This window comes from Sphingomonas sp. H160509, from assembly GCF_024124765.2.
Classification (GTDB): domain Bacteria; phylum Pseudomonadota; class Alphaproteobacteria; order Sphingomonadales; family Sphingomonadaceae; genus Sphingomonas.
The window spans coordinates 442,508-458,598 of sequence record NZ_JAMXSR020000002.1 but is presented as its reverse complement, the minus strand read 5'-3'; the positions used below and the strand labels follow the sequence as shown (position 1 = coordinate 458,598).

Annotated in this window: 12 protein-coding genes and 5 pseudogenes; 10 read left to right on the top strand and 7 right to left on the bottom strand. The window is 65.1% G+C overall.

All coding sequences use genetic code 11. The features are described from left to right. Positions 1-50: 50 nt before the first annotated feature. Positions 51-764, bottom strand: coding sequence for a hypothetical protein (locus tag NHF48_RS03885; protein ID WP_253070311.1), 714 nt, complete (start codon positions 762-764; stop codon positions 51-53). 334 nt (positions 765-1,098) lie between these two features. Here NHF48_RS03885 and NHF48_RS03880 point away from each other — a divergent pair, with 334 nt between their 5' ends. Further along, positions 1,099-1,575, top strand: coding sequence for a DUF2231 domain-containing protein (locus NHF48_RS03880; RefSeq protein WP_342454566.1), 477 nt, complete (start codon positions 1,099-1,101; stop codon positions 1,573-1,575). Then, the gene (locus NHF48_RS03875) at positions 1,572-2,921 is read left to right on the top strand and encodes a PQQ-dependent sugar dehydrogenase (RefSeq protein ID WP_253070309.1); all 1,350 of its coding nucleotides are present in this window, start codon (positions 1,572-1,574) and stop codon (positions 2,919-2,921) included. Before NHF48_RS03880 ends, NHF48_RS03875 begins: the two co-directional genes overlap by 4 nt. 30 nt (positions 2,922-2,951) lie before the next feature. On the opposite strand, the gene NHF48_RS03870 is transcribed toward NHF48_RS03875, so the two are convergent. Continuing rightward, positions 2,952-3,824: a VOC family protein gene (locus tag NHF48_RS03870; protein ID WP_263817017.1), complete on the bottom strand. Its 873-nt coding sequence runs from the start codon at positions 3,822-3,824 to the stop codon at positions 2,952-2,954. Between the two features lie 422 nt (positions 3,825-4,246). Here NHF48_RS03870 and NHF48_RS03865 point away from each other — a divergent pair, with 422 nt between their 5' ends. Beyond that, on the top strand, positions 4,247-6,073 hold the full coding sequence (locus NHF48_RS03865) for a DUF885 domain-containing protein (RefSeq protein ID WP_253070307.1): 1,827 nt from the start codon (positions 4,247-4,249) through the stop codon (positions 6,071-6,073). 120 nt (positions 6,074-6,193) lie between these two features. Here NHF48_RS03865 and NHF48_RS03860 read toward each other — a convergent pair whose 3' ends face one another. From NHF48_RS03860 to NHF48_RS03845, 4 genes and pseudogenes are all read right to left on the bottom strand, one after another. Beyond that, complete coding sequence (locus NHF48_RS03860; RefSeq protein WP_342454720.1) at positions 6,194-7,822, bottom strand: FtsX-like permease family protein; 1,629 nt, start codon at positions 7,820-7,822, stop codon at positions 6,194-6,196. After that, a complete protein-coding gene (locus NHF48_RS03855) occupies positions 7,809-8,612 on the bottom strand; it encodes an ABC transporter permease (protein ID WP_253070306.1) in 804 nt (267 codons plus the stop codon). Before NHF48_RS03855 ends, NHF48_RS03860 begins: the two co-directional genes overlap by 14 nt. A 126-nt stretch (positions 8,613-8,738) precedes the next feature. Beyond that, on the bottom strand, positions 8,739-9,419 hold the full coding sequence (locus NHF48_RS03850; RefSeq protein ID WP_253070305.1) for an ABC transporter ATP-binding protein: 681 nt from the start codon (positions 9,417-9,419) through the stop codon (positions 8,739-8,741). 316 nt (positions 9,420-9,735) lie between these two features. Beyond that, positions 9,736-9,978 (bottom strand): annotated as a pseudogene (locus tag NHF48_RS03845) (HlyD family efflux transporter periplasmic adaptor subunit); the annotation flags it as partial. Between the two features lie 862 nt (positions 9,979-10,840). On the opposite strand from NHF48_RS03845, the gene NHF48_RS03840 reads away from it, so the two are divergent. From NHF48_RS03840 to NHF48_RS03830, 5 genes and pseudogenes are all read left to right on the top strand, one after another. Next, complete coding sequence (locus tag NHF48_RS03840; RefSeq protein WP_253070304.1) at positions 10,841-11,113, top strand: response regulator; 273 nt, start codon at positions 10,841-10,843, stop codon at positions 11,111-11,113. After that, a pseudogene (locus tag NHF48_RS25745) lies at positions 11,052-11,534 on the top strand (sigma 54-interacting transcriptional regulator); the annotation flags it as partial. The gene NHF48_RS03840 and the pseudogene NHF48_RS25745, both read left to right, overlap by 62 nt. A gap of 89 nt (positions 11,535-11,623) precedes the next feature. Next, positions 11,624-11,824 (top strand): annotated as a pseudogene (locus tag NHF48_RS25740) (sigma-54-dependent transcriptional regulator); the annotation flags it as partial. Further along, positions 11,769-12,074 (top strand): helix-turn-helix domain-containing protein, encoded by a 306-nt coding sequence (locus NHF48_RS25735; RefSeq protein WP_446741196.1) that lies wholly within the window; start codon positions 11,769-11,771, stop codon positions 12,072-12,074. The pseudogene NHF48_RS25740 and the gene NHF48_RS25735, both read left to right, overlap by 56 nt. Continuing rightward, positions 12,064-13,260, top strand: coding sequence for a sensor histidine kinase (locus tag NHF48_RS03830; RefSeq protein ID WP_253070302.1), 1,197 nt, complete (start codon positions 12,064-12,066; stop codon positions 13,258-13,260). Before NHF48_RS25735 ends, NHF48_RS03830 begins: the two co-directional genes overlap by 11 nt. A 449-nt stretch (positions 13,261-13,709) precedes the next feature. On the opposite strand, the pseudogene NHF48_RS03825 reads toward NHF48_RS03830, so the two are convergent. Beyond that, positions 13,710-15,237, bottom strand: a pseudogene (locus tag NHF48_RS03825) (MFS transporter). A 97-nt stretch (positions 15,238-15,334) separates the two neighbouring features. On the opposite strand from NHF48_RS03825, the pseudogene NHF48_RS03820 reads away from it, so the two are divergent. Both NHF48_RS03820 and NHF48_RS03815 read left to right on the top strand, forming a co-directional pair. Then, positions 15,335-15,739, top strand: a pseudogene (locus NHF48_RS03820) (DUF6445 family protein); the annotation flags it as partial. A 34-nt stretch (positions 15,740-15,773) separates the two neighbouring features. Beyond that, positions 15,774-16,028: a DUF6445 family protein gene (locus NHF48_RS03815; protein ID WP_342454564.1), complete on the top strand. Its 255-nt coding sequence runs from the start codon at positions 15,774-15,776 to the stop codon at positions 16,026-16,028. The last annotated feature ends 63 nt before the right edge of the window (positions 16,029-16,091 follow it).

The following is a 16,091-nucleotide window of genomic DNA, read 5'->3' as shown; positions in this document are numbered from 1 at the left end:
CGGCGGCGTCGTTTATCGGCGGCGTATTGGTTCCCGATAGCCATCGTGGACTAATATGCCGTGGAAACTGACCACGTGATCAGCGGCACGACGGTACCGGTTTCCCCGCGCGGACCGCTCAGCGCGGCAAGGCGATCGTCACGTACGACTGCCAGCGCCTCAAGGCGCGTACTCCACTGCATGGCGCCCAGCAGAAATGGCTGCTCGAGGGCTGCGCCGGCGCTGAGGTAGCTACGGCTGCCACTTCCCGAACCATAGAAGCCGCTCCATCCTCGCCCGATCGCGACCGGTATGCTCAATTTCGGCCCGTCTTTGCGCTCGGAAAGGTCGAAACCCGGCTCGATCGCCGCCAGCGTGAAGACCCCGTTGTCTCCCTTCGGTCGCATCGTGACGGCGAAGGTCGGCGACAATTTGCCCACCACGTCATCGCCGTCATAGGCAAGCGACAGACTCGCCTCGTGCGTCGTGGCCGACACGCCGTTGGGACTCGTCTTGATCGTATAGACTCCGGCGGCTCTCAGCCCCTTCAGCGGCGTGAACACCAGAGCCGCGAGATTGTTGCTCTCGTACCATATCCGCGGTGTCGACATTTCTCCCGTCGACGGCGCATGAAAACCATTGGAGGAGCGCAACACCAGCCAGGTAGTCGCCGCGCCATCCGAGCCGTGCGACAGATCGATCGCGATGCCGAGCTGCGCGTGGACAGGCAGCCGGTCTAGGGTCCGCACGATCGTCATCGTAATTGCCTCGCGCGAAGTCGCCATTGCGAACGTCGAACGCCAGTTGAGGATGAAGGTCGCCGCCCCCGGATATTTTGGCCGACCCTAACGTCGCATCCTCGGTATCGATCGTCGGCACCGACTGCGCTGACGCATCGATGGACGCCAGCACGGCAATTGCGGACCACGCGAAGCGCGCGCCACGACAACATGTCAAAAGTTTCATGTTACTTAGCCTCGTGTACGATCGTCGTTAGTATGTCCGAAGAACGGCGGTTAATTTGGGGAAAAACGTACTGATCTACATTTAAATACGATCGATACTTGCTCGGATACTTTATTGCCGGGAACTCACTGCCCAGTTTAACGCTTAGACAGTATGAGCATTCGATCTGAAGAGCATCGCACCGACGGGGAAACCCAAGGTCCACGGCCAAGCTTTTTTGGCCACCCCCTCCATCCCATGCTGGTACCGTTCCCGATCGTTTGCTTCATAGGCGCACTGCTAACTGATCTTGCTTATCTAGGGTCGGCAAACATCATGTGGAGCAACTTTTCTATCTGGCTGATCACCGCCGGGTTGGTGATGGGTGGACTAGCTGCCGTGACCGGGATGATCGACTATGCCGGTGACCGGCGAGTGCGCGCGGCACGTCCGGCGACACCGCATATGATCATCAACCTCGGGGTGTTCGTGATCGAGCTTTTCAACGCATTCGTTCACAGCCGCGATGGTTGGACGAGCGTGGTACCGACAGGCCTGACCTTATCGGTCATCTCGGTGGTGTTGCTCGGGGTCAGTGCGTGGCTAGGTGGGTCGCTCGTCTACAAGCATCGCGTCGGGGTGCGGTCGTGATCGTCGCAACGGCGCGCGCCCGGAACCTTCTCGCGGGTGTTGCGGTGGCATCGGCGATCGCGCTTGCCGGCTGCAACGATGGCGGCGCAGAGTTCGATCGCAATTCGCAGATCGGGTCCAATCCCGTCTTGCCTGCCCCAAAGCAATATCTTGTTCCGCCCATCCACGTCGCCGAGGTCGTGGGTTGGAGTGCAGGCCAAGCACCCACCGCTGCGGCTGGCTTACGAGTACAGGCGCTGGCACGCGATCTGAATCATCCGCGAAACATTCTGGCATTGCCAAACGGCGACGTACTCATCGTCGAGTCCCAAGGCCCGAACCTCGATCCGATCACGCGGCCGAAGAATCCTATCGTGTCATGGGTCCAGAAGTACGCGACCGGCCAGAACGGTGCGAAACCAAAGGGCGGGACCAATCAGATCACGTTGGTAAGGGACACCAATGGCGACGGTGTACCCGAACTGCGTACGGTTCTGGTCGACCATCTCTTCTCGCCGTTCGGCGTCGTCTTTGCCGACAATTATCTGTACGTCGCCGCCACCGACGCGGTCCTGCGATATCCCTATACGCTGGGTCAGACCCGGATCACGGCCGCCCCCGTGCGGTTGACCGAATTGCCCGGGGGGCCAATCGACCATCACTGGACGAAGAGCCTGACGCTGAGCCCGGATGGCAAACTGCTCTATGCGACGGTTGGATCGAACAGCAACATCACCGAGAACGGCATGGAGGCCGAGAGGAACCGTGCGGCGGTGTGGGAAATCGATCGGTCATCGGGCCGCTCCCGCGTGTTCGCCACGGGACTGCGCAATCCGAACAGCCCCAACTTTTACCCAGGGACCAACACGCTTTGGGTCGTCGCGAACGAACGCGATGAACTGGGGCCGAACCTTGTCCCGGATTATCTCACCTCGGTACGCGATGGCGGCTTTTATGGTTGGCCCTATAGCTATTACGGCCGTCACGTGGATCCACGCGTCATGCCGCAGCGACCCGATCTGGTCGCGCGCGCAATCGTGCCGGACTACGCGCTGAGCAGCCATGTCGCGGCGCTTGGACTCACATTCTATTCCGGGTCGTCGCTTCCGCCCCGCTACCGCGGCGGTGCGCTAATCGGCGAGCATGGCAGTTGGGATCGCGACGAACTGAATGGCTACAAGGTTGCGTTCGTACCGTTCAGCAACGCGCGCCCAAGCGGCAAGGCCGAGGACTTTCTGTCCGGCTTCGTGTCGCCCGACGGCAAGGTTCGCGGTCGTCCCGTCGGCGTTACTGTTGACCGAACAGGCGCGGTCCTCGTTGCCGATGATACCGGCAACGTCGTTTGGCGGGTTTCGGCGGCGCGGTGACGCGATACGCGCCGGAGGATCACATTGGCTTCAGTCCGTGGGGCTTTCGGCGGTGAAGGCGGAGCAGCACGGCTTGGTGACCGGCTGAAACTCCATCAACTCGACCCGGGTCCCGTCCGGATCGTAGAAGTTGGCCTGCCACTTGCCGTCCAGCCCCATCTGGGGTCCATCGTGACGCGGGCTCAAGCGGCTTTCCCGATACAAGGTCGTGACGGCTGCCTGCATGTTCGACACGCCAAGCGAAAGATGGTTGAGGACGCCAAGCTGGTTGGCGTTCACCTTGGCGATCGGCACGTCTGATCCCGGCCCGACCATCATGTATTCGATCCAGTCACGCCCATCCGGCGCCTGCTGGGATACCCAGTCGACCTTTGTCGGCTCGAACGCACCAAACCAATAGGGTCGAAAGCCGAGCAGGCGGCGATAGAAGCTGTCCTGTTTAGCGCGATCATGGACCGCATAGCCGACATGAATGACGCGACTACTTATCGCTCCAGGTACCGCGTTGGCATCCGGACTGGCGGATTGAACGAACTGGACCTCGTTACCTTCCGGATCGTGCGTAACGAACCAACGATCGCCGCCAGCCACGCCCTGGACCGGACCAAGCTCCGTCATGCCCTGCCCCATGAACCATGAGCGCAGGCGCGCTGCGTCCGTCGTGAGATAGGCCGCATGGGCGAGCAAGCTGGCGCCGTGTCCGGTAGGCGCGGGCAGCACCTCGACGAACTGACGAGAACTGAAATAGAAGCGGACGCCGGCTGCGTTCTCCGGGTCCATACCTTTCCGTGCGCCGAGTACGTGCGTGTAGAAATGCTCCGATTTGGCCATGTCGCGCGAGTAGACAGCGAGATGCGAGATCCCCGTGATTGCGGGTCGAGCCTCAGGTGGCCTGGCCCCCATCAGTGCAGTCGCGGCGCATGCCAACGCTAATAGCCGTGGCGTCACAGGTCGATCCTCTCATCATTATACGCACGTCGTAGGCCGGCTGATTGACCGTTTAAGGACACTATCGCCCTTGTCACGCGGGGCACATATATCGTCAAGAAGTTGGAACACTCGGAGAGGGAGTTTGATCGGCTACTGCGCTACATCTGAGCTTATCGATGCCTCGTATTAATCCGGAAAGCTGCGAACGCTTCCCTCTTTAGCGGGCGAAGTTCAGGAAGATGTACGGACGTCACAGAGCGGGGTTGGCTGCGCATTGGCCTGACTGCACGATGCGTGAGGCTGTACTGCTGGGGCTGTCCAATGCAGTAGGGTTGCGCGGCTGCCCTACTGTCGCCTAGCGTGGCGCCATCAGCTTCACAGTCAGGAACATCGGCATGGATCGTCGCGCTTTTATCATGTCCAGTGCCGCTACCGCCACGCTGAGCGTGCTACCCGCACGATCCGCGTTTGCGCAGACGTCAGCGGGAACAGCAGCGGCACCATGGCCAGGCGACGCCCGGCTGAACGCGGCCTTCGATCAGGTACTGCACGAAACCGTTCGCCAATCGCCGGAATTCGCCACCTCGCTGGGGCTCGATACTGGCAAGGATGCCGATCTGCGCCACATGCTGGGCGACAACAGCTACGCCGCCATCGCGAAGGACCTGGCACGAAACCGCAAGGCACAGGCGCTCGTCACCGCCGTCGATCCCGCCTCGCTGTCGCCGCAGGCGCGCATCGATCGCGAAGTCGTCCTCTACAGCATCCAGTCGAACATGGTCGGCCCGGAGAAGTTCGGCCTCTCCACGCCGCAGGGGCCCTATCCGATCACGCAGCAGGACGGCGTCTATTTCTCCATGCCGGACTTCCTGGCCTCGACCCACCCGGTGAAGACCGCCGATGATGCCGAAGCCTATCTGGATCGATTGGCGATGATGGGCCGGCAGCTGGATAACGAAACCGAGGTTCAGCGTCGCGAGGCCGCCAAGGGCAGGCTGGCGCCCGACTTCTCCCTTGATCTCGCGCTAGGCCAAATGGCAAACCTGCGGTCACCCAGCCCGGCCGACAACCAGCTCGTCCAGGCGCTGACCAGCCGCACCGGCCCCGCAAAGATCGCCGGGGATTGGCAGGCACGCGCTGCCCGGATCGTCGCGACCCAGGTCTATCCGGCGCTCGATCGCCAGATCGCTTTGCTGCGGTCGCTGCGGCCCTCGGCGCGCAGCGCCGCCGGCATCTGGGCGATCCCCAACGGCGATGCGATCTACGCCGCCGCGCTGGCGCAGGCAACCACCACCAGCTTGTCGCCCGACGAAGTCCATCGCATGGGCCTGCAGCAGGTCGCAGAACTCACCGCGCAGCTCGATCCGATCCTGCGTGGACAGGGCCTCACGCAGGGCAGCGTCGGTGCCCGCCTCGACCAGCTCAACCGCCTGCCCGCGCAATTGTTCGCGAACACAGACGCCGGCCGTGCCGAACTGCTCACCAGCCTCAACGCAGGCGTCCAGGCAATGCAGGCACGGCTGCCTAAGGCATTTACGAACCCGCCCAACGCCGCGCTCGAGATCCGCCGCGTCGCGCCCGAGATCCAGGACGGTGCACCCAACGGCTATTACTTCCGCGCGCCGCTCGATGGCTCGCGTGCCGCGATCTACTGGATCAACCTGAAGAGCGTGCACGACTGGCCGAAATACACGCTGCCGAGCCTCACCTATCACGAAGGCGTGCCGGGGCATCATCTCCAGATATCGACCGCGCAACGTGCGCCCACACACCCGCTGCGCAAGATCGCCTTCTTCAACGCCTATCTGGAAGGCTGGGCGCTCTATGCGGAACAACTCGCCGACGAACTCGGGGGCTATGCCTCGCCCGTGGAACGCGCCGGCTATCTGCAGTCGTTCCTGTTCCGCGCCGCACGGCTGGTCGTGGATACCGGCATCCACACCAAGCGGTGGACGCATGACCAGGCGACGAAGTATCTTGTCGATACGGTCGGCTTCGCCCCCGGACGCTCGCAGCGCGAAGTCGAGCGCTATTGCGTCTCGCCGGGTCAGGCATGCAGCTACAAGATCGGTCATGCGGCGTGGCTGCGCGCGCGCGAGAAGGCCAAGGCGATCGCCGGCGATCGCTTCGACCTGAAGCATTTCCACGACGTGCTGGAAGCCGGTGCGATGCCATTGTCGATGCTCGAGCGGATCGTCGAGGAGCGTGCGCGCGCCGTCTGACGGCTGGTGGGGCAACACGCGATGCCGAGCGCCCACCCGCCTATGTTGAGGAGGGCGTGTAGCCGATGCCGGGCGAGCGAACGGTACAACGTCGGGAAGGCTGAGGACATCCACCGGCCCCTATTCGTGGCGTAACGCGCGCGCGGGCTCGGCGCGGGCTACGCGCCAGGCCTGCCCGAATACGGTGCCGCTCGCGATCAGCGCCGCGGCGAACGACGCGCCAACGAAGAACAACGGCGACAGCGCGATGCGGTCGTCGAACCCACCGAGCCAACGCTGCATCGCGACATAGGCGAGCGGCCACGCGACGAGGTTGGCGAGGATCACGGGGCGCAGGAACTGGCCGATCAGCAGCCGCAACACCTCGGCAGTCGAGGCACCGAGCGTCTTGCGGATGCCGATTTCCTTGACGCGCCGCGCGGTGTCGAACGCCGCCAGCCCGTAGAGCCCGATGCAGCCAATCAGGATCGCCAGCACCGCACCGATCGTGAACAGCCGCGAGCGTTGCGCATCCGCCTTGTAATAGCGCTGGTACAGATTGTCCTCGACCGAGCGCGCCTCGAACGGAACGCTGGGAACGACGCGCTTCCACGCCGCCTCGAGTGCCGCCATCATCGTCTTCGCATCGCGGCCGGCGTAGCGTACCGCCGCGAACGGCGAGAGGATATCGACGGTGTTGTAGGTGTAGGCGACCGGCGTGACGGCATCGCGCGGACTTCTGAAGCGCAGGTCGTCGACTATGCCGATAATGGTCGAGTCCCGCTCGCCGTCGTTGATCGCCTGCCCCAGTGCTGCGGCCGGCGACGCAAAGCCCAGCGCGGTCACCGCGGTCCGGTTGATCACCACATTGGGCCCTGCCCGCTTGCGTTCGGCAAGCGTCAACAGGCCGCGGTCGTCGGCATGCGCGACGTCGAACAGGCGCCCCGCGACGAGACGCGCGCCGTACACGCGGAAATAGTCGCGGCCGGTGCCGACATCCATCAACGATATCTTGCTGCCGGACGCTCCTGCGCGACTATATCCCGAGAAATTGGTCGTGCTCTGGTCGCCCGGCGCGTTGTTGGCGACCGTCACGCCGGTGACGCCCGGTGCCGCCGCGAGGCTGCGCAGGATCGCCGCGCGCTGTGGGGAGTCGATCCCACCGGTCATCAGCGACCGCACGATCATCAACCCGTCGCGGCGAAACCCGAGATCGGCGTCACGGATATGCTCGGTTTGTTTCAGCATGACTCCGGTCGCGATGGCGAACGCGATCGCGATCGCGAACTGCACGACGACGAGCGCGCTTCGCAGCCTCGTGCCGCTACGCCCACCGCCGGGCGCGCGCGTCGAGGCTAGCACCGCGGCAGGGCGAAACCCCGAAAGCACGAACGCGGGATACAGCCCCGCGACCAAAGCGATGCCCAGGACCAGCAGGACCAGCGGCAGGACGACGCCGTCCCATCCGACGTAGCGGATCGCCAGCGTCGTTCCGCCAAGCGCGTTGATGAAAGGCAGCGCGATCTCGGCCAGCGCGAGCCCGATCAGCGCCGCCACGGCGACTGTCGCCAGCGCCTCGCCCAGGAACTGGCGGATAAGCGACCGCCGCGTGCCGCCCAGCACCTTGCGCATCGCCACTTCGCGCGCACGCAGCCCGGCGCGCGCGGTCGCCAGATTGACGTAGTTCACGATGGCGATCAGCAGCGTCAGCAGCCCGACCGCACCCAGAGTCGTGACGATCGCGCGATCACCCGGACTATACAGATGCATCGCGGTCAGCGGCCGCAGCGACTGGAAATACTCGCCTTTCTTCAGATTGCCGCCGGCATAAGCGTGGCGATCGAGAAAGGCTGGCAATTGCGCCTCGAACGTCCGCGCCGCCACCGCATCGGGAAACCGCAAAAACGTGGTCAGCGACGCGCTGCCCCAATGCTCCCACCATTCGTTGCCGAAGCGGGTCCGCGAGATTTGCGCGAACATCTCGCTCTTGAAGGTGACGTCGTCGGGCATGTCGCGTAGCACCGCCCCGACCTTGTAGGGGATAGGTCGTCCCATCGATAGACAGTTGCAACGTCCGGCCGATCGCCGACTGGCTGCCGAAATATTTCCGCGCGGTCTTCTGCGTGACCACCAGGCCGTTCGGATCGGCGAGCGTGGCCGCTGGATTCCCCTCGACCGCGGGAAAGCGCATGAGATCGAAGAAGTTCGGGTCGACCGTGCCCAAATCCTCGGCCGTCGCCTGCCCGCCCTGCTGCACCGTCGCCGCCATGTTCATGTAGCGCGTGCCGACCAGCTGCGGGTAATCCGCCTGCAGGATCTTGAGTTCGCTGCCCATCGTGTTCGGATTGGTGTCCGCCGGATAGCCCGGCATCACATAGCGCTCCTCCATCACCCACAACCGATCTTGCTGCGGCAATACGCGGTCGTACCCGGTCTCGAACCGGACGAAGAGGAACAGCACGAGGAACGTCGCAATCCCCAGTGCGAGGCCGCCGATGTTGAGCAGGGCGAATAGGCGGTGATGCGCGAGCGAACGATAGAGGCTGGTGAGTGCGGACATGGCAGTTCCTTCAGACGTCGCTTGCGGCATCGGGGCCGGGCTTGGGGCCGGACTTGGTCGCGGCGAGATGGCGGACGAGGACCACCAAGAGCAGCATCAGCACGAGCATCTGGAGCGAGCGGCGCATCAGGCGGCGCGCCGTGCCGACGACAGGATGCGGCCATCGAGCATGTGCACCGTCCGCTTGGCGCTATCGGCGTGCGACGGGCTGTGGGTGACCATCACGATCGTCGCGCCCTCGGCGTTCAGCTGGCCGAGGATGTCCATCACCTGCGCGCCGTTCTCGGTATCGAGGTTGCCGGTCGGCTCGTCGGCGAGGATCAGCCGCGGCTCGCCGACGATCGCGCGGGCGATCGCGGCGCGCTGTTGCTGGCCGCCCGACAATTGGTGCGGGTGGTGGCGCTGGCGGTGGGCGATGCCCACCCTATCCATCGCCGCCGCCACGCGGTCCTTCTTCTCGCGCGCGGGCATCGTCCGATAGGCGAGACCCAGCGCGACGTTCTCGGCGATCGTCAGTTCGTCGATCAGGTTGAAGCTCTGGAACACGAAGCCCAGTCGATCACGGCGCAGTTTGGCGAGTTCGGCTTCGGGCGCGCGCGCGATATCGGCCCCTTCGAACAGATACCGTCCGTCCGTGGGACGGTCGATCGTGCCGATGATGTTGAGCAGCGTCGATTTGCCGCACCCCGACGGCCCCATGATCGCGACGAACTCGCCCGCCTCGACCGCGAGGTCGATGCCGCCGAGCGCAGTCGTCTCGACCTCGTCCGAGGCATAGGTGCGGCTGAGGTCCTGTAACTGGATCATATCGAATCCTATCGGATGAGGGAGGGTCTGGAAGGGGGGTGTAGGTGCCGAGCGCGGTGGTCACGATCCGTTCGCCGGGTGCGAGGCCGGAGACGATCTCGACCTGGTCCGGATTGCGTCGGCCGGTGACGATCGCCCGCCTGACGGCCTTCTTGTCGCCGTCCAGAACGAACGCGTTGGTGCCGCCCGCATCGAGCCAACCGCCCGACGGCGCGACCACCGCGGGCCGGTCCGCGCCGAGCACGAGGCGGACGTCGAGCGTCTGGCCGCGGTTCAGTCCCGTGGGTGCCGCACCGCGAAAGCCGAGTTCGACGCGAAACCGGCCTTCGGTCACCTGCGGCAGGATTTTGATGACCGACATCGCATAGCTCCGACCGTCGATATCGGCCCCAGCGCCAAGCCCGACCCGGACGCGCCCGAGATAGAATTGATCGACATCGGCAGTCAGCTTCCACTGTCCCTCGGAGTCGATCTGCCCGACCGGATCGCCGGCCTTGAGCGTCTGCCCGGGTTGCAACGTGAAGGCGGTAAGCCGTCCCGCGACCGGCGCGCGCAGCATCAGGGCGGAGAGACTCGCCCGAACCATCGCCAGGCTCTCGCGCAACTGCCGCGCGGTCGCGGCGATCCCCTCGGATTGATCCGCCAGCGTAACGCCGGCTTCGGCCGTCCCGCGATCGAGCGCGGCAACCCGCGCCTGCTGATACCCGACATCCTCGCGTACCGGATCGATCGCGGCGCGCGTGATGATTCCCCGGTCGAACAGCACCTGCTTCTGCGCGAGCAACGTCCGCGCCTTGGACATCGCATTGCGTGCCTCGGCCAGATCGCGCGCGCCGTCCTGCCGGGTGTTCTGGACCGACAGCCGCTGGCCGCTGATCGCACTCAACTGCCCGACGATCTCCGCCGAGCGGCTGGCCACGTCGAGTTCGAGCGACGGATTGGACAAACGTGCGAGCGGCGTGCCGGCGGCGACCATCGCGCCGTCGCTGGTGGCGAGGTCGGCGACCTGCCCGCCCGAGATCGCGGTCACGAACACGGTCCGCAACGGCGCCACCTCGGCGCGGAGCGGCACGAAATCGCGGAAAGGCGCGCGCACGATATCGCCGGTACGGATCGCGGCGGCGTCGACGGTCAGCGCATTGGCGCCGGGCATTAGCACCCACAGCAGCACCGCCGCAGCCACCACCGTGAGCGCAAGCGCACCGCGCACGATCCGCTTGCGCCGCTTGGCGTGCGGACGCTCGATACGCCGATCCATCGCGGCGCCAGTTCCTGGCAGGGTCGTCTCCGTCATGCGGACAGTGTACGGGACGGATCGACCAGATCCTAAGCTACTGCCAAAGCTGCATAATTCCGTGCTCCGCAGCTGAAGCGCTCACCCCTACTGTACCAACTGTCCGTTTCCGGACACTATGACGGCCATGTCAACCGAATCACATATCCTGGTGATCGACGACGATCCCGACATCGCCAAGGCCGCGCAGCTGCTGCTCGAACGGCACGGCATGCGCGTGTCGACCGCAGCGAACCCGGAGGCGGCCTGGGTGCTGCTCGCCGGCGAACCGATCGACGTCATCCTGCTCGATCTCAACTTCGCGCGCGGACGGACCACCGGCGAGGAGGGGGTTCGCGATGCTCGACCGGCTGATCGCGGCAGACGCGCGCGCCGTCGTGATCGTCGTCACCGGGCATAGCGGGATCGCGGTCGCCGTCCGTGCGATGCGCAGCGGCGCGACCGACTTCGTGATCAAGCCTTGGAACAACGAACGCCTGCTGACCACGGTGGAGCGCGGGCTTGCGCTGCGCCGCGCGAAGCTGGAGACAGCGGCGACACCGCCGGTCCATGACGGCATCCTGCTCGGCGAAAGCGCCGGGATTGCACGCGCCCGCGACCTGGTCGCTCGCGTCGCATCCACCAGTGCCCCGATCCTGATCCACGGCGCTGCGGGTACCGGCAAGACGCTGATCGCCCGACTGGTTCATCAGGCGTCGCCCCACGCCGCCCTGCCGCTCATCACGTTGGACTCCGAAGCCGCGGACGCCGCCGTCATCGCCCAGCAAACGGCGGCGGCCGCTGGCGGGTTGCTGGTGATCGACCATATCGACCGCTTACCTCGTACGCTCAACGGCGTTCTGCTGTCCGCGCTCGACGGCATCCGCGTCATCGCGACCACGCGACTGGATCGCACCCGCGTTCGGGGGCAATCGGAGAAGACCTGCTCGACCGGGTCGGAACGATCGAAATCAACCTCCCGCCGCTCGTCGATCGCGCGGGCGATGCGGCGCTGCTCGCTCGTCATTTCCTTGCGCTGTTCGCCTACCGCCACGGCAAGCCCCTCGGACCACTCGATGCGGACGCGGTGCAGGCGATCGCGGCGGATCGCTGGCCCGACAACGTCCGCGGCCTGCGCCAGACGATGGAACGCGCGGTGCTGCTCGGCAATGGCGAGACTTACGCGATCGGCGACGTGTTGCGTTCACCCGGCACCGCCGAGCCGCTATCGCTCGCCCCCCGATCTGTCGCTCGCGCGCAACGAGGAAACGCTGATCACCGCGGCACTCGAGCGTCACGCCTTCAACGTCAGCCGCGCCGCCGCACAGCTCGGACTGACCCGCGCGGCGCTCTATCGCCGGATGGCGCGCTATGGCCTCTGACCGGACGCGCGCGGTGGTACGCGCGCTGGCGATAGCTGCGGCCGGCGCCGGTGGGGCGGTTGCAGCCACACGCGGTCTGTACGCCACCGCGCTCCTCGCGGCGATGATCGCGATCTGGATCACTGCACTCGACCTGGTCGACGCTGGTCAGCGCTCGCCGATGCCGGCGCCACCAATCCCGGCCGCGTCCGTCGGAGAGGAGGAACGGCGCCGTCTGAACGCCTATCTCGATCTGTCGCCTGCGCCCTTGGTCGCGCTCGAAGACGGCCGGTTGCGCGCAGTCAACCGCGCCGCGCGGCGATTGCTCGGCGCAGGCGATCTGGTCGTCGATCCGCCCGAGGGGCTGGTCACAGCGCTCGCCGACACCCGCCCCGGCCGCACCGCCACGATCGAGATCGGGCATGACACCGACATCCGGAGCTTCGCGCTGGCCACCGGCGACCTTGCGCTGGCAGGGCGGATGACGCGGATCGGCGCGCTGATCGACATCGACGCCGAACTGAAGGCCGCCGAGGCCGCCGCGTTGCGCGAGCTCGTCCAGGTCCTGAGCCACGAAATCGTCAACGCCCTCACCCCGATCGCCTCGCTCGCCGAGACCGCGGTGGCGATGCTCGACGATCCGGACCCGATGCTGCCCAAGGTACGCGACGCGGTCGAGACCGTCGCGCGCCGCGCCGCCAGCCTGCACCGGTTCGGCGAAAGCTACCGTGCGTTGGCGAAGCTGCCCGCCCCCTCGATGGAGCGTATCCCTCTGGCCGGGTTCGTCAGCGATCTGGCGGCATTGTTTACGACGAGATGGCCGGGGATCGCGTTTACGACCGACCTCCTGGACGCACCGGCCCATCTGCTGGCCGACCCGGATCAATTGACCGCGGCGCTCTGGGCGGTGTTGCAGAACGCAGCCGAGGCGTTGCACGGCTCGTTCGATGCGCAGGTCACGCTCACCATCTCCGCCCTTGTCGGCCAAACGCAGTTCACGATGACGGACACCGGCCCCGGTATCCCCGTCGCAAACCGGGTCGACATCTTCCGCCCCTTCTTCACTACCAAGACCGAGGGCACGGGCGTGGGTCTGGCGCTGGCCCGGCAAATCTTCCGAGGGCACAATGGCGATCTCAGCCTCACCCATTCTCTCCCCGGCAACACACGGTTCGAGGGCAATGTTCCTTCCGTTCCGACCAGCTGAGCAATCAAAGCGAATGGGACTGATGAATGGTTTGAACACGGCGATTAAACCGGAAGACCGACAAACCCCAGGTCTAAGGATGTTCGGGTTCGCATCTTTCGACCCTCATTAAACGGGGGCAAACGTCCTTAACCTTGCTCGAATGATAAAGCTCGGACTGCGCAGTTATTTATTGTTACCTGCCGAAGGCGGCCATGCGACTCTTGTGTGCCATCCGAGCCCCGAGTAATCAGCGGGGCACTCTGAAGATCCAGGCTGTCACATGCCGCATCGGGTCTTGAGAAATCGCCGCTTAAGAAAGTCCGATTAAGGTTTCGTCCTCAGCGATGGCAAGCGCACCAGACAGATCGCCGATGTCCAGCGACGCGCGCACCGAAGACGTCGCATACGTCGCCCACATCGCGCGGCCCTATCTCTAGCCGTCCAGCGCCGGTTTGCTGCTTCTCGCATCAGGAGAACTTATCGGGGATCTCGGGGACGCGCAGCATCGCGAGGGCTGCGAGGGATCATCACGATGGCGGCGAACGCCATCGTCCAGATCGGTTCGGTCGGGAAGAACGCTTTCAGCACCGATCCCATCAACGTAGCAACCAGCAGCTGCGGAAGAACAATGAAGATGTTGAACAACCCCATGTAGATACCGAGCTTGGCTTGCGGCAGGCTCGACGCGAGGATCGCGTAGGGCATGGCGAGGATCGACGCCCAGGCGATGCCGACGCCGACTTCGCTGACGATCAGCATCGTCGGATCGCGCACCATGAGGAAGCTCGCAAATCCCGCGGCGCCGCACAGCAGGCAGGCTATATGCGTTTTGACCCGGCCGATCCGTCTGGCCAAGCGCGGCAGTATCAGTAACGCGACCAGAGCGGCGACGGCGTTGTAGACTGCGAACAGCACGCCGACCCAATCGCTGCCCGCGTTGTAGGCGGCACTCGTCGCGTCGCTTGAGCCGTACATGTACTGGGCGACGACGGGCGTGGTGAAGATCCACATGATGAATAGCGCGGACCAGCTGAAGAACTGAACGAGCGCGAGGCGCTTCATGACGCGGAGCATCGCGGCGAAGTCGCCGACGATTTGGCTCAGCGCATTGTCGCCATTGCCGCCACGCGCGAGGAGTATGGCCGCGAGGCTGGCGCCGCCATAGGCTACGAGCAGGCCGCCGAGCAGGTACACTTCCTTCTGCAACGCCAGTTCGGGCACCGCGACGACGACCGCGATCCCGGCGACGATCCAGGCGATGCTGGTCGCGAAGCCGCGGCTGGCAAGCGCGCGGACCGGAGCGCTGTGTGCTTCATCGCGGTCGGACTCGGCGAACGATGCCATCTGTTCGGGGCTGTATTCGCGCGTGTTGCCGACCGTCCAGAGGACCGCGAGCAGCAGTGCCGCGCCGCCGAACCAGAAGCTGTAGCGCACGGTGTCGGGAACGCCCGCCAGCGCATCGCCCGATACGCCCAAATGCGCGAGCACGAACGGAAAGATCGAGCCGACAACTGCCCCGGCGCCGATGAACGCGGTCTGGAGCGCGTAGCCGGCGGTGTGTTGATCCTTGCGCAGCATGTCGCCGACGAACGCGCGGAATGGCTCCATCGACACGTTGACCGAGGCGTCCAGCACCCACAGCGTCAGCGCGGCGAGCCACAGCATCTTCGCCTCGGGCATCACGAACAGCGCGAGTGCTGCGAGAACGGCACCGGCGAAGAAATACGGGCGGCGACGGCCGAAGCGAGTCCAGGTGCGATCGCTGTAATGGCCGATGATCGGCTGGACGAGCAACCCGGTCAGCGGCGCCGCGACCCACAGATAGGAAAGGTCGTCGAGCGATCCGCCGAGCGTTTGAAAGATCCGGCTCATATTGGCGTTCTGTAGCGCGAAGCCGATCTGGATGCCGAAAAAGCCGAAGCTGATGTTCCACAAGCCGGCAAAGCCCTGGACTGGTTTCTCGGTCAAAACGCGGCTCTCCTGATCGGTCGCCACTTGTCTGCGTGGCGATCTGACGAACCGGCTTGACCTCAAGCGACCGGCAAAACAACTATGCATACGAATACCTTGCCCCGCCGCGCCGCCCGGCGGCATGAAGGCCGGTATGACCCAAACGCCGAAAACCACGCTTCACCTCCAGGGCGAGGAGCAGCGCCCGTTGATCGTGATCGACGATTTCTGGCCCGACCCGGACGCGCTGCGCGAGGATGCGGCGAGCTTGCGGATGGCGCCGATCGGCCCGCATTATCCCGGCGTCCGCGCCGAGGTGCCGCCGCGCCTCGCCGAGACGATGCGACGCCGGATCGCGCCATTGTTGGCGGAGCATTTCGGGCTCGATCCGGCGCCGGCGGTGTCGGAGGCCTATTATTCACTCGTCACCACGGCGCCTGGCGATCTCGCGCCGATCCAGCGATTGCCACATTTCGACGGCGTCGAGCGGGGGCGGATCGCCGTGCTGCTATTCCTCGGTCACGGCGAACAGGGTGGCACTGCGTTCTACCGCCAGCGATCGACAGCGTTCGAGACCGTCGATGCGTCGCGCCTCGATCGATTCAGGGGCGGAACTGGAAGCGGGCGTGCAGGCGCACGGCATGCCCGAGGCGTCCTACATCGCCGGCGACACGGCATTGTACGAACGCATCGCGGTCCAGCCGGCGCGCTTCGACCGAGCGCTCATCTATGCGGGGAATACGCTGCACTGTGCGTATCTGCCGCCTGAGGTGGTGCTGAGTTCGGACCCGCTGGCCGGGCGGCTGACGCTCAATCTGTTCCTGTTCGACGACTGAGCCAAGCCTGCGCGATGGGATAGTGAGTCCGCTTCATTCCTACACCCGCACCTCCCCGGCGGA